Annotated in this window: 19 protein-coding genes; 4 read left to right on the top strand and 15 right to left on the bottom strand. The window is 66.9% G+C overall.

The features are described 5' to 3' along the window. Positions 1-51 precede the first annotated feature (51 nt). The 4 genes from R1L06_RS06935 to R1L06_RS06920 all read right to left on the bottom strand — a co-directional run bounded on the left by R1L06_RS06935 (position 52) and on the right by R1L06_RS06920 (position 2,926). A complete protein-coding gene (locus tag R1L06_RS06935) occupies positions 52-501 on the bottom strand; it encodes a hypothetical protein (protein ID WP_317217273.1) in 450 nt (149 codons plus the stop codon). Between the two features lie 27 nt (positions 502-528). Continuing rightward, on the bottom strand, positions 529-948 hold the full coding sequence (locus R1L06_RS06930; RefSeq protein WP_317217272.1) for a hypothetical protein: 420 nt from the start codon (positions 946-948) through the stop codon (positions 529-531). A 66-nt stretch (positions 949-1,014) separates the two neighbouring features. Next, complete coding sequence (glyA, locus tag R1L06_RS06925) at positions 1,015-2,268, bottom strand: serine hydroxymethyltransferase (RefSeq protein WP_008266020.1); 1,254 nt, start codon at positions 2,266-2,268, stop codon at positions 1,015-1,017. Between the two features lie 184 nt (positions 2,269-2,452). Then, positions 2,453-2,926 carry an RcnB family protein gene (locus tag R1L06_RS06920; RefSeq protein ID WP_317217271.1) on the bottom strand — a complete coding sequence of 158 codons (474 nt, stop codon included), beginning with the start codon at positions 2,924-2,926 and terminating at the stop codon, positions 2,453-2,455. Between the two features lie 253 nt (positions 2,927-3,179). Between R1L06_RS06920 and ettA the strand changes: the two genes are divergently transcribed. The 3 genes from ettA (at position 3,180) to R1L06_RS06905 (ending at position 7,444) form a co-directional block, all read left to right on the top strand. After that, entirely contained in the window at positions 3,180-4,844 is a 1,665-nt protein-coding gene (gene ettA, locus R1L06_RS06915) for an energy-dependent translational throttle protein EttA (RefSeq protein WP_005412220.1), read from the top strand. Between the two features lie 164 nt (positions 4,845-5,008). Further along, positions 5,009-6,325: an NCS2 family permease gene (locus R1L06_RS06910; RefSeq protein WP_005408048.1), complete on the top strand. Its 1,317-nt coding sequence runs from the start codon at positions 5,009-5,011 to the stop codon at positions 6,323-6,325. 114 nt (positions 6,326-6,439) lie between these two features. Continuing rightward, positions 6,440-7,444: a DUF4434 domain-containing protein gene (locus tag R1L06_RS06905; protein ID WP_317217270.1), complete on the top strand. Its 1,005-nt coding sequence runs from the start codon at positions 6,440-6,442 to the stop codon at positions 7,442-7,444. On the opposite strand, the gene R1L06_RS06900 is transcribed toward R1L06_RS06905, so the two are convergent. The 8 genes from R1L06_RS06900 to R1L06_RS06865 form a co-directional block, all read right to left on the bottom strand. Continuing rightward, on the bottom strand, positions 7,438-10,260 hold the full coding sequence (locus tag R1L06_RS06900; RefSeq protein ID WP_317217269.1) for an NfrA family protein: 2,823 nt from the start codon (positions 10,258-10,260) through the stop codon (positions 7,438-7,440). The two genes, R1L06_RS06905 and R1L06_RS06900, sit on opposite strands and share 7 nt — an antisense overlap. Further along, positions 10,257-12,404 carry a glycosyl transferase family protein gene (locus tag R1L06_RS06895; RefSeq protein WP_317217268.1) on the bottom strand — a complete coding sequence of 716 codons (2,148 nt, stop codon included), beginning with the start codon at positions 12,402-12,404 and terminating at the stop codon, positions 10,257-10,259. The genes R1L06_RS06900 and R1L06_RS06895 overlap by 4 nt, the downstream gene beginning before the upstream one ends. Positions 12,405-12,410: 6 nt before the next feature. Continuing rightward, on the bottom strand, positions 12,411-14,612 hold the full coding sequence (locus tag R1L06_RS06890; RefSeq protein WP_317217267.1) for a hypothetical protein: 2,202 nt from the start codon (positions 14,610-14,612) through the stop codon (positions 12,411-12,413). Next, positions 14,609-15,793, bottom strand: coding sequence for a non-hydrolyzing UDP-N-acetylglucosamine 2-epimerase (gene wecB / locus R1L06_RS06885; protein WP_149908773.1), 1,185 nt, complete (start codon positions 15,791-15,793; stop codon positions 14,609-14,611). Before wecB ends, R1L06_RS06890 begins: the two co-directional genes overlap by 4 nt. A gap of 266 nt (positions 15,794-16,059) precedes the next feature. Next, positions 16,060-17,097 (bottom strand): fimbrial protein, encoded by a 1,038-nt coding sequence (locus tag R1L06_RS06880; protein ID WP_253143427.1) that lies wholly within the window; start codon positions 17,095-17,097, stop codon positions 16,060-16,062. Continuing rightward, entirely contained in the window at positions 17,088-19,652 is a 2,565-nt protein-coding gene (locus R1L06_RS06875) for a fimbria/pilus outer membrane usher protein (RefSeq protein WP_317217309.1), read from the bottom strand. The genes R1L06_RS06880 and R1L06_RS06875 overlap by 10 nt, the downstream gene beginning before the upstream one ends. A gap of 92 nt (positions 19,653-19,744) precedes the next feature. After that, a complete protein-coding gene (locus R1L06_RS06870) occupies positions 19,745-20,473 on the bottom strand; it encodes a fimbrial biogenesis chaperone (protein ID WP_317217266.1) in 729 nt (242 codons plus the stop codon). A gap of 85 nt (positions 20,474-20,558) precedes the next feature. Next, complete coding sequence (locus R1L06_RS06865) at positions 20,559-21,098, bottom strand: fimbrial protein (RefSeq protein WP_032128057.1); 540 nt, start codon at positions 21,096-21,098, stop codon at positions 20,559-20,561. A 459-nt stretch (positions 21,099-21,557) separates the two neighbouring features. On the opposite strand from R1L06_RS06865, the gene R1L06_RS06860 reads away from it, so the two are divergent. Then, positions 21,558-21,923, top strand: coding sequence for a hypothetical protein (locus tag R1L06_RS06860; protein WP_014645902.1), 366 nt, complete (start codon positions 21,558-21,560; stop codon positions 21,921-21,923). A gap of 10 nt (positions 21,924-21,933) precedes the next feature. On the opposite strand, the gene pncB is transcribed toward R1L06_RS06860, so the two are convergent. The 3 genes from pncB to R1L06_RS06845 all read right to left on the bottom strand — a co-directional run bounded on the left by pncB (position 21,934) and on the right by R1L06_RS06845 (position 24,911). Next, the gene (gene pncB / locus R1L06_RS06855; protein WP_010482009.1) at positions 21,934-23,112 is read right to left on the bottom strand and encodes a nicotinate phosphoribosyltransferase; all 1,179 of its coding nucleotides are present in this window, start codon (positions 23,110-23,112) and stop codon (positions 21,934-21,936) included. 108 nt (positions 23,113-23,220) lie between these two features. Then, on the bottom strand, positions 23,221-24,060 hold the full coding sequence (locus R1L06_RS06850) for a glycosyltransferase family 2 protein (protein ID WP_317217265.1): 840 nt from the start codon (positions 24,058-24,060) through the stop codon (positions 23,221-23,223). Continuing rightward, complete coding sequence (locus R1L06_RS06845) at positions 24,057-24,911, bottom strand: glycosyltransferase family 2 protein (protein ID WP_317217264.1); 855 nt, start codon at positions 24,909-24,911, stop codon at positions 24,057-24,059. The genes R1L06_RS06850 and R1L06_RS06845 overlap by 4 nt, the downstream gene beginning before the upstream one ends. Positions 24,912-25,121: the final 210 nt, after the last annotated feature.

Below are 25,121 nucleotides of genomic sequence, written 5' to 3'. Positions count from 1 at the left end.
GTGCCTGCATTTCGGCCGAACTGAGCCGCCAGCGCGGTCACGGCTGCGCGTTCAACCGGGTGTCGGCGGCGCCGAGGCCGCGCGCGCCCAACGCAGCCACGCCAGATGCCCCGCCATCACCAGCAGCGGTGGGCCAAAGCCAAGGAAGGCCAGGGTCGAGATCTCCCCGTGCTTGAAGGTGAAGTACAGCGTGGCGCCAACCACGCCCAGCGCGGCCAGGGTCCCCAGCGCCAGGCCGACCCAGGCGACAACCGGCGATTGGCGCAGGCCGCTGACACCGCGCCACAGGAACAGGCCGCTCAGCCACAACCACGACAGCAGGCCGATGATCCCGGCCGACGACCACAGCAGCAGGATCCTGTACTCGTCACCGGTCAGGTACTTGCCATCCCATACGACCATCAGACCCAGCACGGCACCCGTGCCTCCGGCGGCCACCGTGGGCAGGCCCACCAACAAGCCGGCAATGGCCATCCAGCGTTTGTGCAGACGCTCATCCATGCGTTCGGTTTCCTTCCCTGGGCCGCATCATCCGCGGCGTTTGATCCACACCAGCATCGCAGCCGGCACCAGCATCGACGGGCCCAGCAGCAACAAGCCGAGGCCTTCGCCGTGCACGGCGATGCCCCACCACAGCGCCAGCCCCAGCGGCGGCAAGGCGGCGAGACCGCCCGCCAGCAGCATCCACCACCAGAGGCAGTGCACCTGCAACCCGACACGCCCCTGCATCAGAAAACCCGCGCTCAGCCACAACCAAGCCAGGCAGCCGGCAATGCCAGCCAGGCCCCACAGCGGCATCACCGTCACCGAGGCCAGCGTGCCATGGCCGAACTGGCCCAGCCCCATCAGCAGCAGCATCGTCGCCGCCGCGCCGCCCATCGCCAGGCTGGGCAGGCCGAACAGCACCGCCAGCGCGGTGTAGAGGTACTTGAGGTGGCGCTCATCCATGCGCGGTTACTCCCATACCGGCGTCGGAGCCCTTCCCGGCGGGAAGGGATCCGACCCCTGCTTCGATCAGCCGTAGACCGGATACTTGCGGCACTGCGCGCTGACGGCGTCGCGCACGCGGGCGATGACGGCGTCATCGGCCGGTGCGTCGAGCACGTCGGCGATCCAGTTGGCCAGGTCCACGCAATCCTGTTCGACGTAACCACGGGTGGTCACCGCCGGGGTGCCCAGGCGCAGGCCCGAGGTCACGAACGGCGAACGCGGGTCGTTCGGCACCGAGTTCTTGTTGACGGTGATGTGGGCCTTGCCCAGCGCGGCTTCCGCGTCCTTGCCGGACACGTCCTTGCCGATCATGTCGACCAGCATCAGGTGGTTCTGGGTGCCGCCGGAGACGATCTTGTAGCCGCGCGCGATCAGCGTATTGGCCATCGCCTGGGCGTTCTTCACCACCTGCTGCTGGTAGGCCTTGAAGCCCGGTTCCAGCGCTTCCTTGAAGGCCACGGCCTTGCCGGCGATGACGTGCATCAGCGGACCGCCCTGGATGCCCGGGAACACGATCGACTGCAGCTTCTTGACCAGGTCTTCGTCGGCGCCCTTGGCGACGATGATGCCGCCGCGCGGGCCGCGCAGGGTCTTGTGGGTGGTGGAGGTGACCACGTGCGCGTGTTCCAGTGGGCTGGGATAGACGCCAGCAGCAACCAGGCCGGCGACGTGGGCCATGTCGACGAACAGGTAGGCACCGACCTTGTCGGCGATGGCACGGAAGCGCGCCCAGTCGATCACCTGCGAGTAGGCCGAGAAGCCGGCCACGACCATCTTCGGCTTGTGCTCCAGAGCCAGGCGCTCGACTTCGTCGTAATCGATCAGGCCCTGGTCGTTCACACCGTACTGCACGGCGTTGAACAGCTTGCCCGAGGCGTTCACCTTGGCACCGTGGGTGAGGTGGCCGCCGTGGGCCAGGCTCATGCCGAGGATGGTGTCACCCGGCTGCAGCAGGGCGAAGTACACGGCCTGGTTGGCCTGCGAGCCGCTGTGCGGCTGCACGTTGGCGTAGTCGGCGCCGAACAGCTGCTTCAGGCGGTCGATCGCCAGCTGCTCGGCGATGTCCACGTATTCGCAACCACCGTAGTAGCGCTTGCCCGGATAGCCTTCGGCGTACTTGTTGGTCAGCTGGCTGCCCTGCGCTTCCATCACCGCCGGGCTGGTGTAGTTCTCGCTGGCGATCAGCTCGACGTGGTCTTCCTGGCGCTGGGTTTCAGCGGCGATGGCCTTGGCCAGTTCGGGATCGTAGGATTCGATGCGGACGTCACGCGGGAACATCGGGTACTCCAGCAGGCAGGGAAAAGGGGTACGGCTCAGCCCCCGATTGTAGCCCCGCACCGGGCCTGCCGGGGCCGAAACGGACGGGGCCGGCATCCCCGAAGGAATCCGGCCCCGTATGGTTTCGAGTGCGCTGTACCGGCGTACCGGTAGATCCACGCCATGCGTGGAGGTGGCTGCGGACTCAGCGGCTGCTGAGCACGTACTGGGCGATCACACCGGTGGCGATGGCCACCAGCAGCATGTTGCCGCGGTCATCGCGGATCCAGTGGTGGCCATACGGCGGGCGACGCAGGTGATAGCGCGGGTAGTCGTTCACCACATAGACCGGGCCACGGTAGTAGTCGCGGTAGCGATGGCCGACCTTCCAGCCGTAGCCCGGGCCATAGGCCGGGCGGTACACCACACGCGGCGGTGCCGGGCGGTAGTAGCGGTCATGGTCGCGGTGCCACTCGCGGCGGTCATGGCGGTAGTCGCGCCGGGCCTCGCGGCGGTCGCGCTCCCAGTCGCGGCGATCCTGGCGCCACTCGCGGCGATCCTCGCGCCATTCACGGCGGTCATGGCCGCGGCGATGGTCGTTGTCGGCGAAGGCCGGGGCCACGGCGCCGAGCGCCAGCACAGAGGCCACGGCGCCGGCCATTATTCGATTGATGCGCATGTCAGACCTCTGCTTGGGTGGGTGGTGAGCCCATATTGCGCACCCGATCTGAACCGTTTCCGGCTGGAAACGCTTCCCGCTACAGGACTGTGACCGGGTATTCAGGCCGCGGCCAGCCCGGCGCCCCTGCCCGGGCGCGGCCCGGAACCGGTTCCGGCTATAATTGGCGGTATTCCATTTCAGTCTGTGCCCGCTGCCGCAACGGGATGTTCCCGTGACGGATCGGGCGCAGGGCCGCGCCTACGGAGACCGCATGTCCTCGCAATACATCTACACCATGAACCGCGTGTCCAAGGTGGTCCCGCCCAAGCGGCAGATCATCAAGGACATCTCGCTGTCCTTCTTCCCGGGCGCGAAGATCGGCCTGCTGGGCCTGAACGGCGCCGGCAAGTCCACCGTGCTGAAGATCATGGCCGGCGTGGACACCGATTTCGAGGGCGAAGCCCGCCCGCAGCCGGGCATCAAGGTCGGCTACCTGGCGCAGGAACCGGAACTGGACCCGACCAAGACCGTGCGTGAAGCGGTCGAGGAAGGCGTGGGCGAAGTGCTGCAGGCCCAGGCCGCGCTGGACGCGGTGTACCTGGCCTACGCCGAGGAAGGCGCCGACTTCGACGCGCTGGCCAAGGAACAGGAGCGCCTGGAGGCGATCCTGGCCGCTGGCGACGCGCACACCCTGGAGAACCAGCTGGACGTGGCCGCCGATGCGCTGCGCCTGCCGCCGTGGGATGCCGTGGTCGGCAAGCTGTCCGGTGGTGAAAAGCGCCGCGTAGCGCTTTGCCGCCTGCTGCTGCAGAAGCCGGACATGCTGCTGCTCGACGAACCGACCAACCACCTCGACGCCGAGTCGGTGGAATGGCTGGAACAGTTCCTGGCGCGCTACACCGGCACCGTGGTGGCCGTTACCCACGATCGCTACTTCCTGGACAACGCCGCCGAGTGGATCCTGGAACTGGACCGCGGCCGCGGCATTCCGTGGAAGGGCAACTACACCGACTGGCTGACCCAGAAGGATGAGCGCCTGAAGCAGGAAGACAACCAGGAAAAGGCTCGCCAGAAGGCGATCCAGAAGGAACTGGAGTGGTCGCGCCAGAACGCCAAGGGCGGCCGCACCAAGGGCAAGGCCCGTCTGGCCCGCCTGGAAGAGCTGCAGTCGGTCGATTACCAGAAGCGCAACGAGACCAATGAAATCTTCATCCCGCCGGGCGAGCGCCTGGGCAATGCGGTGATGGAGTTCAAGAACGTCTCCAAGAAGTTCGGCGACCGCCTGCTGTTCGACAACCTGAGCTTCCTGGTGCCGGCCGGCGCCATCGTCGGCATCATCGGCCCGAACGGTGCCGGTAAGTCGACCCTGTTCAAGATGATCACCGGCCAGGAAAAGCCGGATACCGGCGAGATCGTGGTCGGCCCGACCGTGAAGCTGTCCTACGTGGACCAGAGCCGCGACGCGCTGGAAGGCAACCACAACGTCTTCCAGGAAATCGCTGGCGGCCTGGACATCCTCAACATCAACGGCATCGAGATCCAGTCGCGCGCCTACATCGGCCGCTTCAACTTCAAGGGCCAGGACCAGCAGAAGATGGTCGGTTCGCTGTCCGGTGGTGAGCGTGGCCGCCTGCACATGGCCAAGACCCTGCTGCAGGGTGGCAACGTGCTGCTGCTCGACGAACCGTCCAACGATCTGGACATCGAAACCCTGCGTGCGCTGGAAGATGCGCTGCTGGAGTTCCCGGGCAACACCTTCGTCATTTCGCATGACCGCTGGTTCCTGGATCGCATCGCGACCCACATCCTGGCGTTCGAAGGCGACTCGCACGTGGAGTTCTTCCAGGGCAACTACCGCGAGTACGAAGAAGACAAGCGCCGCCGCATGGGCGACGACGCTGCGCCGAAGCGCCTGCGCTTCAAGGCGCTGAAGTAAGGCAACAGGAAAGGCCGCGCTCGCGCGGCCTTTCTCATTTCGGTAGGTCGCCACCGTTGGTGGTGACGCTGTGAAGCGTACCGACCAACGGTCGGTACCCACGTTCTGCATTCGGGTAGGTCACGACCGTTGGTCGTGACGCATTATTGTCGCGAGATTCCCCCATGTCCCTGTTCGAACGCCTGTTCCAGCTGCAACAGCACGGCACCACCGTGCGCACCGAGCTGCTGGCCGGTGTCACCACCTTCCTGACGATGTCCTACATCGTCTTCGTCAATCCCGAGATCCTCGGCACCACCGGCATGGATGCGGGCGCGGTGTTCGTGGCCACCTGCCTGGCGGCTGCACTGGGTTCGGCGGTGATGGCGCTGGCCGCCAACTTCCCGGTCGGCATGGCGCCCGGCATGGGCCTGAACGCGTTCTTCGCCTTCACTGTGGTCGGCGCTGCCGGCCTGCCGTGGCAGCAGGCACTGGGCGCGGTGTTCATCTCCGGCCTGGTGTTCCTGGTGCTGTCGCTGACCGGTGTGCGTGCATGGCTGGTGTCGGGTATTCCTTCGTCGCTGCGCTCGGCCATCGTGGCCGGCATCGGCCTGTTCCTGGCGATCATCGCGCTGCAGAAGTCCGGCGTGATCGTCGGCAATGAAGACACGCTGGTGGCGCTGGGCCCGTTGAACACGGCGCCGCCGCTGCTGGCGCTGGCCGGCTTTCTGCTGATCGCGGTACTGGAAGCGCGCCGCATCCGTGGCGCGATCCTGATCGGCATCCTGGCGGTGACCGGCGCTGGTTGGGCATTGGGCGACGTGCAGTACCAGGGCCTGGTCTCGCTGCCGCCGAGCCTCGCGCCGACCTTCCTGCAGCTGGACCTGCCGGGCCTGCTGCACCATGACGGCGGCGCGCCGATCGCGGTGCTGCTGCAGGTGGTGCTGGTATTCGTGCTGGTGGAAGTGTTCGATGCCACCGGCACGCTGTACGGCGTGGTCGGTCGCGCCGGCCTGCTGAAACTTCCGGGCGCGCAGAAGCGCTTCGGCCGTGCGCTGCTGGCCGACAGCACGGCGATCGTGGCCGGCTCGATGCTCGGTACCAGCAGTACCACCGCGTTTGCCGAAAGCGCCTCGGGCGTGCAGGTCGGCGGCCGCACTGGCCTGACCGCACTGGTGGTATCGGCGCTGTTCCTGGCCGCGCTGCTGTTCTCGCCGCTGGCGGCGATGGTGCCCAGCTATGCCACCGCACCGGCGTTGCTGTTCGTGGCTGGCCTGATGCTGCGCGAACTGGTGGAAGTGGACTGGAGCGACCTGACCGAATCGGTGCCGGCGGCACTGTGCGCGCTGGCGATGCCGTTCACCTACTCCATCGCCAATGGCCTGGCGTTCGGCTTCATCGCCTACGCCGCGCTGAAGGCCGGTACCGGCCGCTGGCGCGAAGTGCATCCGGCGGTGTGGCTGGTGGCGGTGCTGTTCACCCTGCGCTACGCGTTGGAATAAGCGGTAGGTGATGCCGGCCAGCGGCCGGCACTACCAGAGCACGCTTCGGCCAGCGGCCGGCGCTACCGGGCGCTGGTTCACCTGCTGCGCACGGTGCTCTGGGATGATGCGGGCATGGTTCGGCCTGACCTTCCCGCGGATCCGTCTTCGCCGTTGCGCCGCCGGCTGCTGCGTGCGGCAGTGCTGGCACCGCTGGCCGCTGCGCTGACCACCCTGCCCGGCTGCTCGTTGCCGGTGCAGGTCGATGGCACCTTCCTGCAGCCGTGGCGCAGCCACCTGCAGTGGGACCTGGCCGACTGGCAACGATCCTTGAAGCTTGCACGTACGCTGGGCTGCCGGCAGCTGGTGCTGCAGTGGACCGGCATCGTCGGTGGCAGCGACGGCGACTGGTCGCTGCCGGACAGCAGCCTGCAGCAGCTGTTCACCGCCGCCAGCGGGAACGACATCCGCATCCGCGTCGGCCTGCCCTTCCAGCAGCGCTGGTGGCAGGCCATCGGCGCCGACGATGCCACGCTGCAGGCCTTCCTGGCCGACAGCCTGGTGCAGGCACGCCGCTGGTTGGCACAGGCGCCCTGGGCGCAGCAGCCGGCCTTCGGGGGCTGGTACCTGCCCTACGAGCTGGAGCAGTATCACTGGGCCGATCCGGCCCGCCAGCTGTGGCTGGCGCAGTGGTTGCACGGCCTGGTGCAGGCCGCCGGCGCACGCGGCGGTGACTGTGCGATCTCCTGTTACTTCAGCCGCCTGCAGACCAATGGCAACCTGGTCACGCTGTGGCAGGCGGTACTCGCGCACGCGGCCGTGCGGCCCATGGTGCAGGACGGCGTGGGGGTGGCCGGCGCCGGCAACGTGCAGCAGCTGCAACCGCTGCTCGATCATCTCCATGCCAACGGCATCGGTTTCGATGCGATCGTTGAACTGTTCCGCGAACTGCCCGGCGGCCCCGCCGACGGCAGCGGATTCAAGGGCGAAACGGCCGATGCCGCACGCATCCAGCGGCAGTTGGCATGGGCACGCGACAGCGGCGCACAGCACGTGCTGGTCTATGCATTGGAGCCATGGCTGACCCAGGACACACCGCAGGCCGCAGCGCTGCGGCGACGCTGGGGCCTGCCTCAGTAGTAGAGGATGGCGGTGGCGAACAGGCCCTTGGCACGCTGCGTATCACCACCGCCGATGGCGATGCGGTACTGCACGGTCAGGTCCAGGTAGGAACGCGGCGTGTTGTAGTGGTCCTCGCGGAACCAGTAGCGCACGCCCACGCCTGGCCCTGCACCAAGTGACCAGCTGCGCTGCGTATCGTTGAGCGCGAACGACTGCGCCGGGAACGGCGGATAACGGATGTCGCGCACGCGCGAGCGCTGGTCCAGCCAATCGGCGCCAACCACGACATAGGGTGTGACCACCCAGTGCGTCTGCCCGGCACCGAAACGGAAGCTGCGCCCGGCGCGCAGTTCACCGGCAGCGAACCACTGTTCGCGATGCAGGCGCCCGTTGGCGTCGCCGATCCGCCGCACCGGCGTGCCGTTGGCGTCGAGCGCGTCGAGGGTGAAGGTGGCACCGTTGTCGTCCCAGGTATATCCCCCCTGCGCATAGCCACTGACCATCCACCACTGGTTCACATCGGTGCGCAGATCGGTGCCGTGGTAATAACCGTAGGTCAGGTAGGACATCCATCCACCCGAACCGCTGGCCAAGCGGTAGCGGGCCAGCGTGCTGGCTTCCAGTGGCCGGTTCAGGGCCAGCTGCAGGCGGCACTGCACCACTGCCGATGCGGGGTAGACCTCGCCCTGGCGGGTGGCACTGCCCAGGAACTGGCGGCGCTCGATGCCGGCGCTCAAACCGGTCTGGCCAAAGGCGTAGCGCAGGCCGAACGAGGCGATGGTGGACGGCCAGCCGGTGGTCGAGCGCGAATGACTGAGGCGCTCGGCGCGAGCACGCGCATCCGGCGTTGATTCGCCGGTGCACGGATCCACCGCACGGATCGACTCGTAGGTGCCGCCCTCGTCGTACAGCGTGTTGAGCAGGCGTGCGTAGAGCTCCAGCGTGCCATGCTGGTCGTTGAAGGCCGGGGGCCGCCAGAACGCCTCCAGCGTGCTGAACACCGAATCGCCCGGCGTGCTGATCGCTGCGCCGCCGACATTGGTCGCGGCCTGGCGCGCACCCCGGAAACCGGCCGAGGCGATCACGCCCCACTCGCGTGAATAGTTGGCGATGGCATTGCGCACGTTGTAGCGCTGATGCTCATCCAGCGGCAGCTCACCGACGTCGGCGCGGTCGATGGCGCTACGCAGCAGTGACACCGCCTGTGGATGATCGCCGTTGGCTGCGCTGGCGTAGGCCTGGTCCAGCACCACGCTTTTCGGTGCCTTGCCGGTGGCCTCGGCGGCACGGAAGTCGGCCAGTGCCTGCGCAGGTTCGTGCGCCTTCTGGTTGAGGTAGCCGCGCTGCATCAGCGCCTCCGCATCGTCAGGACGCTGTGCCAGTGCCGCATCCAGGCGCTGCCGTGCTTCGTCCTGCTGTGCGCGGTTGCCCGCTGCCAGCGTGGTGGTCAGCAGGGCTTGCAGGTTCGCGTCGTCCGGTGCGAGTTGCACGGCCTGCCGTGCCTCACCGATGGCATCGGTGTAATCCTGGCGCGCGTAGGCAGCATAGGCACGCTGTGCGGCACCGCCGTCGCCCTGCAGGTCGGCCGGCATCAACTCGCAGACATTGCCTGTGTCGCCCGACTGGCAGTGCTGGAACGGCACCGGATAGGTCTGCGCGCTCATACGCGGAAGCTCGCGACTGGAGCGGATCGCCCGGCTGCGTTGCTCGATGCCCTGCTGCAGAAGCTGCCGTGTCCGTGCATCGCCTTCAGCTGGCTGTACCGCCGCCTGCAACGGTGCCAGCAGTGCAGCAGCGCGTACCCGATCACCTGCGGCCAGTGCCGCATCTACCGCCAGCAGTCGCACGTTGCGCTGCTGCGCGGTTGATCCCGGCGTGGCAAGCGCGGCGTCGAAATCTTCATTGGCCCGCAACGTGCTGCCCTGGCGCTGGCGCAGGTAACCGCGCATGACTCGTGCATTGAGGTCGTTGGCATCTACCTGCAATGCCTGATCAGCACTATGCTCAGCGTCGGCCAGCTGATCGCCCTGCAGCTGCGCGGTGATCAATAGCAGCCGGTATGAAGCCACGTCGGGGGCCAGTTCCACGGCAGCGTGTGCCTGCTCAATGGCGGCGGCATCCTCGCCTGCGGACAGCGATTGATAGGCCTGCTGGGCCTGCAGCAGGGCGCGTTGGCGACCCAGTGCCACGCGCCGCGTGCGCAGCGCCTCGGCATTCGGTGCACCCAGCTGCAGCGCGGTGCCGATGGCGGCGTCGGCCTGTTCGGGCTGTTGCTGTGCCTCCAGTGCCGCCACCCACAGCAGGGCCCAAGCGCCCTGTTTCGGCTGCTGCCGGAACGCCTGCTCGGCCTTGCTGGCGGCGATGCCCATCTGCCCGGCGTCGTAGGCCGCATAGGCTTCGGTTGCCAGCATGTAGGCCTGCCGGTTGTTGCGGTCGGCCACCGTTGCGGATGCACGCGGTGCCGCTGCGCTACGCGCCGCACCTGTGGCCGTCCTGGGCGCAGCGGCGGCCAGCGCCGGCAAGGCCAGATCTTTCATCCCCGCGTCCAGCGCACGCCGCGCCTGCTGCTGCGCTTCTGCGCCACGCCCGAGCTTCTGCAACGCATAGATCTGCAGCAGGCGCAGCCGCACCACATCCGGGCGCAGCCGGATCGCTTCAGTGGACTGCTGGTACGCCGCTCGGTAGTCACCACGCTCATAGGCGGCAAACGCCTGTTCGGCGATACGGTAGGCAGCTCCAGACAATGGCAGCTGCGCATCGGCCTGGGCCTGTACCGATACACTGGCCGTGGCCAACGCGACGGCAATGACGGTGGACAGCAGCGTGGTCTTCATGCCGGCAAGGCTCCGGGAGGCGGTGACTGCAGCGCGGCCGCACGTCGACGCTGCTCCTGCATGGCCTGGGCCACGGCCTCCTCGGTGGTGATGCCCTGCTTGACCAGGTAATCGCCGATGCGGCCGTCGCGCTGCGGCATGTAGTCATCCAGTGCGATCTCGAACCGCGCGTGGTCGATCAGGCGCATCTCCACCAGCAGGTCACCCAGCAAGGGCACGTTGTCCAGGTGCCACTGCCGGTCGCCGCCGATCAGGCGCAGGCCCGCGTTGATTTCGCTTTCGCGGGCGATGCTCTGTTCAACGTGCTCGCTGCGGGTTTCCTGCTTCAGCAGTGCCAACGCCTCTTCGGGCAATGGGCTGGCCACGGCCAGCCGCAGGGTGCCTTGCTGGCGCGGTGGCAGTGGCAGCATGCGCCATTGCACGCAGGCATCGGCACTGACCGGGAACTGGCAGGCGCGCAGGTAGTCCACGTCGATGACCGCGCGTGGCAGGTCGCCCTGGAAGGCGATCGCCTCGGCCAGCGTTTCATCATCCAGCCAGCCCTGGGTGAGCAGGATGCGGCCCAACGGCTGCTGGCGGCCTGCCTGCTGCTGATCCAGCGCCTGCTGCAGGCGTTCGGGTTCCACCACCTGCCAGGTGCTCAACAGCTCACCGAGCTGCTTGCGGGTCTGCACCAGCTGCGCCGCATCCGGGAAGTCGTGCATGGTCTTGTCCCAGACCATGCGCTTGCCGAACAGCAGGTAGGCCAGGAACACCTTCCACGCGCGTGCGGTGGCCATGAAATTGATCATGTTGCCGACCACCATGCGCGGGATCGACATCAGCGCGTGTTCCCAGCCATACAGCCGGTTGACGAAGTAGAAGCGCTGCACGACCCGGGTCGCCAACGCCGCCGTGGTCAGAAGCGCCACGTTCATCTGCCAGGTACCGGCCTGGAACACGCTGGGAAACTGCATCGTCCACAGCCCGGTCATCTTCAACAGCCAGAACAGCAGCAGCTGCAGGAAGATGACGTAGGCGATGATGCTGACGAACGAGGTGATGATGCCCTTGCGGTCGCGCGCCAGCAGGTACTTGGTGGCCAGCGAGCCGCGCCAGCCCAGCGACTCCCAGCTCTGCAGGCCGATGCCCAGCACCCACCGCGCCTTCTGCCGGTACGATGCGCGGAAGTTGTCGGGGAAGTACTCGCGCACGCACAGCGCCATCTGCTGGGTGCGCTCGCGTACCGGGCCCCAGCCGAACCAGGACGGGCGACGCACGCGGAACTGCACCGGGAAGCGCGCGAAGATCGACTGCATCCCCATCGCCGCCAGCCGCGCACCGACGTCGTAGTCCTCGGTGAGGCTGTCGGTGTTGAAGGGCTGGTTGTCGGTCTGCGCGCTCAGTGCCAGCAGCGCGCGCCGCGAGAAGCAGGTGCCGACGCCCGCCGACGGCACCATGCCGGAAACACTTTCACGCACCACCAGATCCTTGGCATGCCATTCGGCGAACTCGTCCATGTAGACGCCGGCCACCAGTTCGTACCACTCGCGGTCCAGCGAGGTGACCGGCAACTGGATCATGTCCTTGCGCGGCAGCAGGTAGTTGTAGAAGCGCAGTTCCATCGGGTGCAGCACGTCCTCGCTGTCGTGCAGGATCACCCCGGCGAACTCAATGTCGTGGCGTTTCTCGTAATCGAAGATGGCCAGGATCAGCCAGTTCAGGCAGTCGGCCTTGCTGGTCGGCCCGTCATGCGGAACTTCCACGCGGCGCAGGCGCTTGTAGCGGCGGCGCATGCGCTCCACTTCGTCGATGGTCTGCTGGTCGTTGGGATAGGTGCCGACGAACACCACGTACTCGCGGTAGTCGAGCACGTTGATCATGTTCTCCACCATCTGCGCGATGACGTCGTACTCCATCCACGCCGGCACCATGATTGCCAGCGGCTGTTGCGGCCGCTGCATCAGGTCTTCCTGGGTCAACGGCTTGTAGGCATCGCGACGCTTGATGGTAAGTGCGCGCCAGCTTTCGCGCACCCAGTACCAGACATCGATGAACAGGTCATCGAGGCTGGAGATCAGGATCAGCACGGCCACCGCCGCCGCCGTGGTTTCCAGGACAGCGTAGTAGTTGGCCAGCTGGATGTTCCAGAACAGACCGTCCACGGCGGATCAGTGCCCTGTGTTGGCGGACTTGCGGCGGCGCACCTGGGTAACGCGGGCGGCCAGCAGCGCGAACACGATCACGCCGACCAGCAGCAGCAACCAGACCATGTGCCGTTCCCACTTCGATTGCGGATTGCCGTCCTGTGCGATACGCGTGCCATAGGGATCCTGGCGGTCGAATTCGCGCACGGCCTCACTGCCGTCGAGCACAGCGAGATCACCGCGCAGCAGCCGGAACGGTGCGCCGAATGACGGTACCTGTGCGCCCAGGTCGCTGTACAGCACGCCGAGCTGTCCGCCGGAGGTGCCGACCTGCACCACCGCGGCACGATCCAACCCGCTGACATCCAGCAGCGGCTGCGGCTTCCCGCCGATCAGCAGATGACCGTCCTTCAGGCCGGCCGCATCGACACCCGATGGCGCCACACCGAACGCCAGCCACGGCGCACCCGGGCTGACCGCCGCACCGGCATCGACCACCTTCAGTTCCGACGCCTCCGGCGAGGCACCCACTGCACTGGCCACCGCAATCACCTTGCGCAGCGATGCCGGTGCATCCTGCAGCCACGTGGCCGGCACGAACACCTGGTTGCCGCGCGACAGCTGACTGCTGGCGCCGACGAAATCACTGCCCAGCGACCGCTTGGCCAGGGTCAGGTGGCTGCTGGGCAGGATCGAGACCGGATAGGCGGTGGCCGGATCGTGGCAATAAGGTCGTGCCGGCTGGCGCAGGAAGCTGACGCGGATCTCGTTGCGCGCCGACAGCGCGTAGGCCGGCACCTTGGCCACCAGCCGTTGCGGCTGGCCATTGGCCGACAGCACCTTGCCGCCCAGCAGGTAATCGTTGAAATGGATCGTGGCCACCGCGCCCTGCCCGGCGGCGTTGGGCGCCGCCGAGACATCGATCACCACTTCCTCGGGCAGGCGCCCATCGGCCGACAGCGCGCCGAGGTCGAAGGTGGCACTGCGGTCCGCGCGGGTGACCACATCCATCGTACCGGCGATGTTGCCGAGCCGGCTCAACAGCACATGGTCACCGTCGAGCTTCGGCGTGCCCGCTTGGCTGACCTGCAGGCTGCGGCCCAGCGCGTAGCTGCGCCACTGTTCGGCGAACAACCCGGCGACCTTGCCTGCCGCTGCCGGGTCGACCACCAGCGTCGGACGGCCGGCAACGGCGACCACGCTGACCGAGGCGTTGGCGGCGGGCTTTTCTAGCCCGCCCATGTCCGCGCTGCGCCAGGCACTGAAGGCCGTGCCCGCATCGGCACCCGCGGCGCCGACCTGGGCAGCCAGCGCATCCAGTGCCGCGCGTACGCCGGCCCGCAGCGCATCACTGCCGATCATCACGTCAGCGGCCAAGGGCCCGCTGTCACGCAGCGACAGCAGCGCGCCAACTTCAGCCAGATCCTTGATCACATGCGCACGCTCGCCCGTCGCCAGCGCAGCGTAGGCCGGCACGCCCTGCAGGCTGGCCGGGATGCTGATGCCGGTCAGGTCGACACTGTCACCGACCTTGGGTAGCGCCACCACCTGCACCTGCTTGCCACCGCCCTGCAACGCGGTACCGACGCGCCAGGCGGCATCGTAGGCCGGCGCCTGCAGCGCCTTGCCGTCCACCAGCAGGCGCACCTGCGGTGGCAGCGCGCCCCAGGCCTTGGCCACGGTGTCCACGGCCCGGCCATCGAAGCGGTAGCTGAAACGCGAGTCCGGCGACAGCCGCAACACGTTGGCCGGCGCGCTCTGGTCGGCACATTGGTAGTCGGAGACGATCGACCACCAGCCGACGCCGACCCGCACGAAGCCGTTCTGGCGAGGTTCGCCATCAATGGCCAGCAGCTGGCTGGCGTCGCCCTGCGCATCGGTGATCGAGCGCGCGGCGATCGGATCGCCATCGACCGACCACAGGCCGGAAGTGCGCCCGGCGTGGCCGCGCACATAGCGCCCGTCCAGCTGCAGCTGCGCATCGCGGGTGGCGACGCCGGCCGGCACCGGCAGGTAGACCTCGCGCTGGCTCTCCTGCCCGCTGAGCACCAGCGGTTGGCGGAAACCGAGTTCACGCAGGGTCATCTGCCGGTTGACCGTGCTGTCGCCGCTCCATTCGGCGAATTGGCCGGCGACGCTGTCGGCGGCATGGGCACTGGCAACCACGCCCGACAGGACGAACGCGGCGGCGGATGCAAACAGGGGAGAGCGGCCGGTCTGGGTCATGGCGTCACTTCGCGTGGATGGAGGTGGGCGGCACCGCTGTTGCGGAGGCCGGGCGAGAATTCGGGAAGGGGCGTGCCACGCAGGGCGGCGACGATGCGCGCGCTGGCACGGCCATCGCCGTAGGGACTGGCGTCGGGATCGAAGCGGGTCGGATGCGGTGGTTGTGCCAGTGCCGCGTTGACCGCCTCGACAATGCGCGAGGGCCTGGTGCCGACCAGCGTCACCACTCCGGCCTCGACCGCCTCCGGGCGTTCGGTGACATCGCGCATGACCAGCACGGGCTTGGCCAGCGCAGGCGCTTCTTCCTGCACGCCACCGGAGTCGGTGAGGATGACGTCGGCGCGCTGCATCAGGCGCACGAAGCGCAGGTAGTCCTGCGGCGGCACCAGGTGCACATTGTCGAGATGGCCGAGGTGGGCGTTGACCGGGCCCTGCACGTTCGGGTTGAGATGCACCGGATACAGCACCTGCAGGTCCGGCCGCCGGGCCAGTTCGGCCAGCGCACGGCAGATGTCCTCGAAGCCCTGGCCGAAACTCTCGCGGCGATGACCGGTGACCAGCAGCAGGCGACGATCGGGGTCAAGCATGTGGAAGGGTTCGTCAGCCCGCGCACGCAGCGCCGGGTCGGCATCCAGCCGCTCTACGGTCTGCTGCAGGGCATCGATGACGGTATTGCCGGTGACCAGGATCTGCCCGCCCAGGTGTTCACCGGCCAGGTTGGCGCGCGAGCTGGGCGTGGGCGCGTACAGCTGGTGGCCGACCACATCGATCACCCGCCGGTTCATTTCCTCCGGCCACGGCCGGTTGATGTCGCCGGTGCGCAGGCCGGCCTCGACATGGCCGATCGGAATGCGGTGGTGGAACGCGGCCAGTGCGGCGGTCATCGCCGTGGTGGTATCGCCGTGCACCAGTACCCGGTCCGGGCGAACCTGCGTGTAGAGCGCGTCAAGCCGTTCGAACAGCTTGGAACACAGGCCATTGAGGGTCTGGTTGGGCACCATGACATCGAGGTCATGGTCGGCGGTGATCGCGAACAGCGACATCACCTGGTCCAGCATCGCCCGGTGCTGGCCGGTGATGCAGACCACCGATTCGATGTCCGCAGCCTCCGCCAAGGCCCTTACCAGCGGCCCCATCTTGATCGCTTCCGGTCGCGTGCCGAACACCGACAGGACCTTCATCGCAGCGCTCCGAAAGGCCGGCGCGAGGGAATGCCAGGAGCTGTAGCCACGTCTGGATCCTTTCGGCGTTCCCGTCCAACACCCGCAGGCAGGAGACGGTCACCTCATGAGGAAACTCCAAAATCGCGACGTACATCACATTCGAATGATGGTACGTGCGTCGTGGCATTGATCTTCATCGTTGGAAGATCAAGACGCAGTCAACGCCGCCCGTGGAACGGGCGACGTTGCGGTGGAACGCAGCAGTGGCGCGGCCTGCGGCCGCCTTACTCGTACTGGATGGTGAAGGTGGCCTGGCCGTTTGCGACACCTGCACCCACCGTGCCGGCCTGGGTCTGCACATAGCGGGCACGCAGCGGCAGCGCCATGACACTGGTACCCGGCACGGTGGTGCCGACGTTGACGGTCTGGCCGAAACGCACTTCGCGCTCGGTGCTGCCATCGCGCTGGACCATCTGGATGCCGATACGGGTGGCGCTGTTGGTGGCCGCACTCAGCTTCAGCACGCCGGGCATGTTCGAGCTGTCCTGGTCGGCGTCGAGGCGGATGCCGATCTTGCTCTGGTAGGCAGCAACGTTGCTGCCCTGGCAGTTCAGGCGGATCTCGAAATCGCGATCTACAGCCTTGGAACCGACACCGGTGAACGTGGTGTTGGGCACGCTGCCGAAATCGACGGCAATGTTGCGACTGCCCGCCTGCACTTCGCAGGTCGGGCTGACCACGGTGGTGCCCGAGCCCCTGAAGGTGGAGGTCAGCACCGGGCGGCTGGGGCCATCACCATCGAAGTAGTAGGTGGTGAAGCGACCGTTCGGTGCGATCACGCCCGAACCGGTCTGCGCGGCGGTCTTGATCAGCTGGATGCGGAACTGGCCACCGATCAGCGAGATCGTGGAGTTGGCCGCGAAATTGATGGTATGTGGGTAATAGGCCTGGATCGCGCCGGAGTCGCGGAACAGGCGGATGCCCACACCGGCCACGCCGGTCTCATAGACGTTGGCAAAGCCGGCCACCGGTCGCTTCTGCGGCGCGTTGACGTACTCGCCTGTCGAGTAGCCGCTATACCAGTAGTCACAGCGGGCAACGCTGTTCTGCTGGTTGATCGGCACGCTGATTTCCTTGATCACGCCACCCACCGGTGTACTGGGCAGGATCACGATCTGACCCATGTCCATCTGCACGTCCTGTGCAACGAAGCCGTTGATCTGGATGCGGCAGGCCGCACTGGCCTGCTGCGCCAGCAGCACGCCACCCAGCAGGGCCAACGCGGCCAATGCCTTGCGGCCACGGGAAGAAATCATCGGCATGCTGCCTCCAGCGGGATGAAGCCGGTCTTGGACGCGTCGGCGCCCGCCGGTACCTGGTAATCAATGGTGCAGCGCTGATCGGCACCTGCGCCCCACTCGACCTGCAACTGGCCCTGGTTCTTCTCGCTGCGCACGTACAGGCGGCCGCCCTGGCTGACCATGCCCACCGGCTGGCCCTGTTCGTCCTTGACCTGCGCACCGAACGGCATGGTGCGGCCATCGGTGTTGCGCACCTGGATCAGCAGCGCGTTGCCCTTGCGGGTATCGAAGCGCAGGTAGCTGATGGCACCGGCGAACGGGGCGATCGACTGGCTGGTGCTTTCCAGCTCGACGTCGTGGGCCATGCCCTGCGGGTCGAGGGTGACGGTGTTGAGGCGGTACGGCGACACGTACGGGACCACCGCGTAGCCGCGGCCGTCGACGCGCAGGCCCGGGGCGTTGCTGACGATCGCATCGCGTGCGCCCGGCGCTTCGACCAGCACCATGGTGTCGCCACGCTGCGGGGTGAAGGTGAAGCCACCCGGATGCACGACCACGCTGCCGTTGGCACCGACCGACGCCTGGCGGAAATCGCGCGAGTGGCTGTAGGTCGCGTTCAACGCGCTGTAGCGACTGCGGTATTCCGCACTGCCCACCGCGGTGGTGCCACCTTCGCGGGAGTCGGACAGCGCCACACCGTAGCTGAAGTTGTTGTCGATGCCGGTCGAACCGGTGATGCCAACGCGGCTGTTGTCGTAGCCACCGCGCTCGCGCACGCCGAGGTCGGCGCTGAACGACACCGGGTGCGAACCACGGCCCAGCGGCACGCTCATCGACAGCAGGTACTGGGTATCGGAACGGCCGAGCACGCCCTCTTCGGTGCGCAGCGCCGAGAAGCCGTAGTTCACCGAACGCCAGGCGTTGTTGTAGCCCACCTGATACTGCTTGGAGGTGCCGGGGCGGTCGTAGAAGTCACGCACCGAGCCGGTCACGTACAGCGCGCCGCCGCGACGGCCCAGCGGCTGGTTCAGCGTTACCTGGAACTGGCTGCGCTGACGGCCACGGGTGGTCGGATCGATGCCGCGCTTGTCCGAATCACGGCCGTACAGCGCATCCTGCAGGCTGTAGAAGCCTTCGGTCGAATAGCGGTAGGCGGCCAGGGTCAGGTTGGTCCCGGTCTCGCCGATCATGTTGCTGTAGCTCAAGCGCACGCTGGCACCGGTGTGGTTGCCGTAGTGGTCGAACGTCGTACGTGCGTGGGTGACGTCGGCGGCGAACGCGCCAACCGGCGTGGACAGGCCGACGCCGTACAGCAGCGACAGGTAGCCGTCGCTCAGTGCACTGCCGCCGTACAGCGTCAGCTGGTTGCCGATACCGCGCTGGTAGGTGCCCTGCACCAGCCACGGCTCATCGGCCAGCAGCTTGTTGCGCACCTGGCCGGCGGTCAGCGAGTAACGCGACACGCCTTCGCGCAGCATCTGCGGCACCGAACCGAACGGAACCTTGAATTCGCGGCGGCGGCCATCGGCCTCGATCACGCTCACTTCCAGGTCGCCGCCGTAGCCGGTCGGGTACAGGTCGTCGATGACGAAGCTGCCCGGCGACACGGTGGAGGAGTAGATCAGCTGCTCGTTCTGGCGCACTTCGATGCGTGCGTTGGTCTCGGCGATGCCGCGCACGACCGGCGCGTAACCGCGCAGCGAATCGGGCAGCATGCGGTCGTCGCTGGCCAGGCTGGCACCGCGGTAACCGATCGAGTCGAACAGTTCACCGGTGGTGTAGGCCTCACCGATGGTGAGCATGCCGCGCACCTGCGGGATGCCGCGCTGCGCATAGGTGGCGATGCTCTGCCAATGGCGGCCATCGCCCTCGGACCAGGTCAGGTTCGAATCGTGGCGGAACTGCCAGCCACCCAGGTTCATGCCGGCGTTGAGGCCGAGGTAGGCACTGCGGTTGCGCTGGCCACCTTCGACACGGCTGTCGCTGTCGATGGCATTGAAGCTGTAGCCGACGAAGCCGGCATTGATGCCGCGGTCCCACAGCGCCGGGTTGACGTAGCCGCGTGCCTCACGACGCAGGAACACCTGCGGGATGCTCAGGTCGTAGCGCAGGTTGCCGCTGTCATAGACACCATAGGCATTGGCCATGCGCTGCTGGACCGGCACGCAGCTGGTCTTGTCGGTCGGCACGGACGGATCCTGCTGCAGCAGCACGGCTTCGCTGTCCACGCCCATTTCTTCCAGCATCGGCAGCGGCAGGCAGGCGTCGACACGGCCCTGCGCATCGGCCTTGAACTGCAGATCGCGACGGCCCTGCCAGGCACCGTTGACGTAGACGTCGACACGGTAGTTGCCGGCCACCATCGGGTTGCCGTTGCTGAAGGCCGCCAGATCGACCTGCTTGGCCTGGCCAGACAGGAAGCTGGAGTTGAACTGGGCCGATTCCGGTGCACGCGCATTGGCCGCACCACTCTGCGCCATCAGCGCCTGTTCGCCGAGATTGGCCGGGGCAGCCAGCGCCCATCCTGGGCAGGCCACGCCAGCAACCAACAGGCAAAGCGCCTGATGGATCGACAATGTCAATCTGTTTCCGATCACACTGACATTCCTTCAATTCGCCGCACAGCGGCGGTGGCGGGATGCGCAGGCCCAAGGCCGGCGCGGCGCGTTCAGCCCCCGGTGCTGCCGAGGCGGATGGTGTGTTCCACCCGGCCGCCGTAGTCGTTGATGGTGATGAAGCGGACCTGGTCGGTGCCCGCCGGTGCGGCGAACTCCAGGCTCTGCTTCGGCGCGACCATCGCGCCCTTGTCCTCGACGGCCTTTTCACTGCTGCCGGTCACGGCATGTATTTCGGCCAGAGTGACGTGGAAGGGGCTCGGGTTTTCCACCCGCAGACGGTCGCCCGTGCGGGTCCAGCGCAGCGCTGCGGGCGCGTCGTTGGCGACGCCCTTCAGGCCCTGCGGCCGGTAGAAAAGCTTCAGGCGCGAACGGAACGCGACCTGCAGGTAATTCTGTTCGCCGCTGTCGGCGTTGTCCGGGGACGGCGGAACATCCAGCACGTTGAGCCAGAACACCGACTCACGGTCGGTCGGCAGCTGCGCGCCGGAGAAGATCAGTCGCAGCGCCTGGCTGCGGCCCGGCTCGACGCGCGCGATCGGCGGCGTCAGCACGAACGGGGCATCGCTGGTGTCGGCGGTCTGGTTGGCGTCGCCGCTGTCGATCCAGGCCTGCACCAGCGCCGGCGAATCGCCCACGTTGTCGACCTGCACGGTGACTTCGCGCGCCTGCGCCGGATAGATCACTCGCGTGCCATTGACCACCACGCCGGCCAGAGCGTTCTGGCAGAAGGGCAGCGTGAACGCTGCCAGCAGCAGCGCCCGGGGAAAGAATGCTTTCATCGGAAGTACTACGCTCGAGGTATGTGGCCAGGGGCCGCGATGCACTGGCCGGCGCGTACGCCGGCCAGTGCGGGTAAGACTACGATCAGTTGTAGATGATCGTGTACTTGACGCTGCTGGTGACGTCGCCCGGGGTGGCGGCGGCAGTGGCGTAGTACTCAGCGTAGTAGTTCAGATCGGCCGAGCCGTCGGTGCCGACGGTGACCCACTGCGAGTTGGTTTGGGCCTGGCCAGCGCCTGCAGCCTTGATCGGCAGGACCTGGTTGTTCGAACCCAGCAGCTGCAGCTGCACGTTGGTGGCAGCGTTGGCCGAAGCCTGGTTCAGCAGGCGACCGGTGTTGAAGTCAACGGTCGAACCCGGCTCGAAGTAGGTCGCGACGTTGCCGGCGCTGCACTTGGTCAGGTTGATGGCGAACGGGGTGCGACCGGCAACGTTACCGGCGGCGGCCAGGGTGTTCTTGGACACGGTCGGCAGGTTGACGGAGAAGTCCTTGCCGCCCGGGGTCGAGATGGTGCAGGTCTTGTCGGTCACCTTGCCGTTGAAGGTGATGGTGCCGTCGGCGGCGTTGGCGGCCAGCGGAGCGGCGGCCAGCATCAGAGCGGCGATGATATTGATCTTGTGCATTCGCTTTTACCTAACCCTACTGAAGAGATGAGAAGTAGAGGAGGAAGCAAGGAGCACTGCCGGGCTATCAAGACCCATCCTTGCGTCTCACCTGTGGCCGGACTCGGACATACCTTCCCCTGAATCCGTGACGCAAGTATAGGCACAACTGTGATGAAAGTCTCATTATTTTTCTGAACGCCAATTCATTGACGCCTCAAATTTGACGTGGTAGGCGGAATGAGAGCCCGGCGGGCGTGGGGGATTTGACGGCAAGGCGATCAGGTCACAAACGACCCTGCATGACGCTTCCCGTGGCGCGTTCGGCATGCGCGAAAACAGGCTTTTTTCAGGTGGAAATCGCCTTATTTGATGCGCATCACTCTTTCTTGGTGATGGCCCTAGCAGATTCGGATTTGTCCTATTAAAGACGGATCGAACCTGTCGCTAACTAGGACACACCGAACCAGAGAACGTGTCATGAGGAACTCCATTCTGCTGTGTGTGGCCCTGATGTCCGTCAGTGCGCTGGCCCAGGCCAGCAGCGGCAGCATCCGTTTCAGCGGCCGTATCGCCGAGCCGGGCTGCACGACGAACCTGTCCCAGGGTGAGCTGAGCCTGGCCGCCTGCCCGCCCTCGGCCAAGGGCTCGACGGTGGCCGTGACGGCGCTGGCCGATGGCCAGGCCGCGACGCTGCGCGACGGCAAGCGCCAGGGCCAGAAGCTGTCGGTGTCGGCCAGCGCGATGCGCGCCGGCGATATCGCCTTCTCCGAGCGTTACAGCGTGCAGGCTTCGAAGCAGCAGCCGCTGCAGGGCGCCTACCTGGTGGTGGTCGACTACCTGTAAGCCGACGTGTTTACGCCGGCGGCAGCTCGAAGACCTGGCGCAGATAGGCCAGGTAGCCCGGGTCGTCGCACATGCTCTTGCCCGGTGAATCGCTGAGCTTGGCCACCGGCTGGCCGTTGCAGCGGACCATCTTGATGACGATGTTGAGCGGCGTTGGCCCCAGATCATTGGTCAGGTGGGTGCCGACGCCGAAGGCGACCTGGCAGCGACCACGGAAGTAGTCGTACAGGCGCATCACCTTGGCGATGTCGAGCCCGTCGCTGAACACCAGCACCTTGCTGCGTGCATCCACCCGGCGCTGCTGGAAGTGGGCCAGCATGCGGTCGCCCCAGTCGAACGGATCGCCGGAGTCATGGCGGACGCCGTCGAACAGCTTGCAGAAGTACATGTCGAAGTCGCGCAGGAACGCATCCAGGCCGACCACGTCGGACAGCGCGATGCCGAGGTCGCCGCGATACTCGCGTGCCCACGATTCCAGTGCCGCCACCTGCGAATCGCGCAGGCGTGGGCCCAGCGCCTGGAATGCCTGCAGGTACTCATGGGCCATGGTGCCGTGCGGGGTCATGCCGTACAGGCGGGCGAAGTGCACGTTGCTGGTGCCGACCAGCTGCGGGCCGAGCGCATCGCGCAGCAGCGGCAGCAGACGGGCATGCCAGTCACGCGAGTAGCGGCGGCGGCTGCCGTAGTCGGCAATGCGGCACTGCTCGAACCCCGGGGTATCACGCAGCAGCGCGGCCTTGGCCTGCAGGCGGCGCTCGCCCTCGGCGAAGTCGGCGGTGGTGGTATTGCGGAACCAGACTTCGTTGATGATCGCCAGCAGCGGCACTTCGAACAGGATGGTGTGCAGCCAGGGGCCGGTGATGTCCAGTTCGATCTCGCCGGGCACGGTCTTCGACGCGCGCAGCTGGATGTACTTGCGGTCGAGGTGGAACAGGCCGAGGAAATCGGCGAAGTCCGGCTTCACGAAGCGCAGGCCACGCATGTAGTCCAGCTCCGCGTCGCTGAAACGCAGGCTGCACAGGTGGTCGATCTCTTCGTCGATCTGGTCGATGTAATGGGCCAGGTCGATGCCGGGCGTGCGGCACTTGAACCGGTACTGCACCTGGGCGCCGGGGTGCTGGTGGAGCACCGCCTGCATCATGGTGAACTTGTACAGGTCGGTGTCGAGCAGGGACTGGATGATAGGCATGGGGCGGATTATGCGCCCGGCAGGGTGAACCGGGGTGCCTGCGGCCACACTCAGCTCACGGGAAACAACATTGGTAGATCCACGCCATGCGTGGATGCTCTTGCGGCGCTACAGCGCCCTGCGCAGCAGCTTCGGCACCAGCATCAGCGCGTGCGCCCAGATCGCGCCCCACACCGCTACCCGCACCGGCAGCGAACGCTGCCTGGCCTCGAACTTCTGGAAATAGCGCCACAGGCCCTTGTGCTTGTGCCATTCAACGAAGAACGGCCGCGAGCGGCTGGAGACGCCACGAACATGGGTGACCTGCAGGTCATTGGCGATCGCCACCACTGCTCCGGCTTCGCGTGCACGCCGGCACAGGTCCAGGTCTTCGGCATGCAGACGATAGCCGGCGTCCCAACCTCCGATGCAGTCGAACAATGCACGCGGCATCATCAGCAGCGCACCGGACAGCGCCGGCACCCACTGCAGCGCCTGCTGCGGGTCACGCGGCACCGCCAGCTTCGAGCCCTTGCCCGGCGAGCGCAGCATCATCAGGAAATCCGGGTCGCGGCGGCGCACGGCTTCGTCGGCATGGCCCTGCTCGTCCACCTGCTCGACACCGAGCAGGCAGTCGCCCAGTGCTTCCGCGCGGCTGCGCAGTGCGGCCAACGTCTCCGGTTCGACCATCAGGTCCGGGTTGATGAAGGCCAGCCATGGACTGTGCGAATCGGCCACGCCCTGGTTGTTGGCGGCGGCAAAGCCGGGATTGTCCGGATTGCCGACGAAACGCACGCGCGGGTCGTGGCTGGCATGGCGCTGCACGATATCCAGCGTGCCATCCATCGAGCCATTGTCGATCACCCGGATCTCGGCCACGTCCTGCGCCTGGCGCAGACGCGAGAGGCAGGCGTCGATGGTGCTGCCGCTCTGGTAGGTGACGACGATGGCGGCAATGGCAACATTCAAGCAGGAGGCTCCGGCGCGGAAGACGAGACGAACAGGTCACCCTGTTCCTTCGGCATTATCGCCTGCCGCATGCGCTGCTGCAGGTCGGCACGCAGGCCATGCAGCGGATCGTGCATGAGGAAGTCAGCCAACCGTGGCACCCACCCCGGCCAGCGCGCGGCCAGGGCCTCGAGATCGCCATCACGGCTGACCGCCTCCCCTGCCCGGCTGACGAAGGCGGTCTCGCACAGCACGTTGCGCCATCCCAGGCCAGCCATGCGCAGGCTCAGGTCCACCAGTGCCGCGTTCCAGCCAGCGTAGCTGTCCACGTCCAGGCCGCCGGCACGCCGGCGTGCGTTGCCACGCACCAGTACCGCGTGGGTGACCGCCGAGGGCAGCTCTGGATTCAGCACCGGCAAGGTGGCGCAGGTGTGTGCCAGCAGTGCCGGATCGTCCGGTTCCGGATTGATCTCGCCCAGCCGCGGCCATGCAGCGGTTTCGCCGGCATTGCACCACGGGGTTGCGGTGGCGATGGCGGCGTCGCGGGCGAAGGCATCCTGCAGCTGCTGCAGCCAGCCCGGCGCGGGCACGCTGTCCGGCGCCAGCACCGCCACGTCCATGCCCTCGCAGGCGCGCAGCATCTCATCCAGATGGGCGACCTCGCCCAACGGCCGCGCGCGGCGGGTGTATTCGGCCTGCAGTGGCGTATGCGCCAACCAATGCTCCACCACCGCCTGCGCACGCGGGCCGGTCTGCGCGTCATCGGCCAGCCAGACCGCGGTTCCCGGCGCGGTGCCGGCATCCAGCGCGGCCAGGCAGCGGTCGAGCGCGGCATCGTCCACGCACAGCGGCAACAACACGATCGCCCCCATCCCGCCTCCGTGGTTGTCGGTAGCCACAGCCTAGCACTGGGAGGGTATCGGCCGGGTTGCACCCGGCACCTGCAGAGGCCAGAGCCAGAGCCAGAGCCGAAGCAACAGCCGGAGCAAAAGCTGGGTTCCTGGGGGATGGCGGGGTGGGTCCGGTTGCGGGGGACGCTGCAAGTACGTCCATGTAAGCTCGGTCGCCGCTTGCTCGTGTGC

Origin of the sequence: Stenotrophomonas mexicanensis (assembly GCF_032911605.1) — a bacterium.
Taxonomy (GTDB): domain Bacteria; phylum Pseudomonadota; class Gammaproteobacteria; order Xanthomonadales; family Xanthomonadaceae; genus Stenotrophomonas; species Stenotrophomonas maltophilia_A.
Note: the sequence above shows the minus strand (reverse complement) of the source record. Positions and strands in the feature narration are given on the sequence as shown.

Bases quoted from the DNA above. Each gene is read 5' to 3' on its own strand.
- glyA (WP_008266020.1), bottom strand. From the start codon at position 2,268: ATGTTCCCGCGTGACGTCCGCATCGAATCCTACGATCCCGAACTGGCC.
- R1L06_RS06920 (WP_317217271.1), bottom strand. From the start codon at position 2,926: ATGCGCATCAATCGAATAATGGCCGGCGCCGTGGCCTCTGTGCTGGCG.
- R1L06_RS06930 (WP_317217272.1), bottom strand. From the start codon at position 948: ATGGATGAGCGCCACCTCAAGTACCTCTACACCGCGCTGGCGGTGCTG.
- ettA (WP_005412220.1), top strand. From the start codon at position 3,180: ATGTCCTCGCAATACATCTACACCATGAACCGCGTGTCCAAGGTGGTC.
- R1L06_RS06900 (WP_317217269.1), bottom strand. From the start codon at position 10,260: ATGAAGACCACGCTGCTGTCCACCGTCATTGCCGTCGCGTTGGCCACG.
- pncB (WP_010482009.1), bottom strand. From the start codon at position 23,112: ATGCCTATCATCCAGTCCCTGCTCGACACCGACCTGTACAAGTTCACC.
- R1L06_RS06910 (WP_005408048.1), top strand. From the start codon at position 5,009: ATGTCCCTGTTCGAACGCCTGTTCCAGCTGCAACAGCACGGCACCACC.
- R1L06_RS06845 (WP_317217264.1), bottom strand. From the start codon at position 24,911: ATGGGGGCGATCGTGTTGTTGCCGCTGTGCGTGGACGATGCCGCGCTC.
- R1L06_RS06870 (WP_317217266.1), bottom strand. From the start codon at position 20,473: ATGAAAGCATTCTTTCCCCGGGCGCTGCTGCTGGCAGCGTTCACGCTG.
- R1L06_RS06935 (WP_317217273.1), bottom strand. From the start codon at position 501: ATGGATGAGCGTCTGCACAAACGCTGGATGGCCATTGCCGGCTTGTTG.
- R1L06_RS06865 (WP_032128057.1), bottom strand. From the start codon at position 21,098: ATGCACAAGATCAATATCATCGCCGCTCTGATGCTGGCCGCCGCTCCG.
- R1L06_RS06880 (WP_253143427.1), bottom strand. From the start codon at position 17,097: ATGCCGATGATTTCTTCCCGTGGCCGCAAGGCATTGGCCGCGTTGGCC.
- R1L06_RS06905 (WP_317217270.1), top strand. From the start codon at position 6,440: ATGGTTCGGCCTGACCTTCCCGCGGATCCGTCTTCGCCGTTGCGCCGC.
- R1L06_RS06860 (WP_014645902.1), top strand. From the start codon at position 21,558: ATGAGGAACTCCATTCTGCTGTGTGTGGCCCTGATGTCCGTCAGTGCG.
- R1L06_RS06890 (WP_317217267.1), bottom strand. From the start codon at position 14,612: ATGACCCAGACCGGCCGCTCTCCCCTGTTTGCATCCGCCGCCGCGTTC.
- wecB (WP_149908773.1), bottom strand. From the start codon at position 15,793: ATGAAGGTCCTGTCGGTGTTCGGCACGCGACCGGAAGCGATCAAGATG.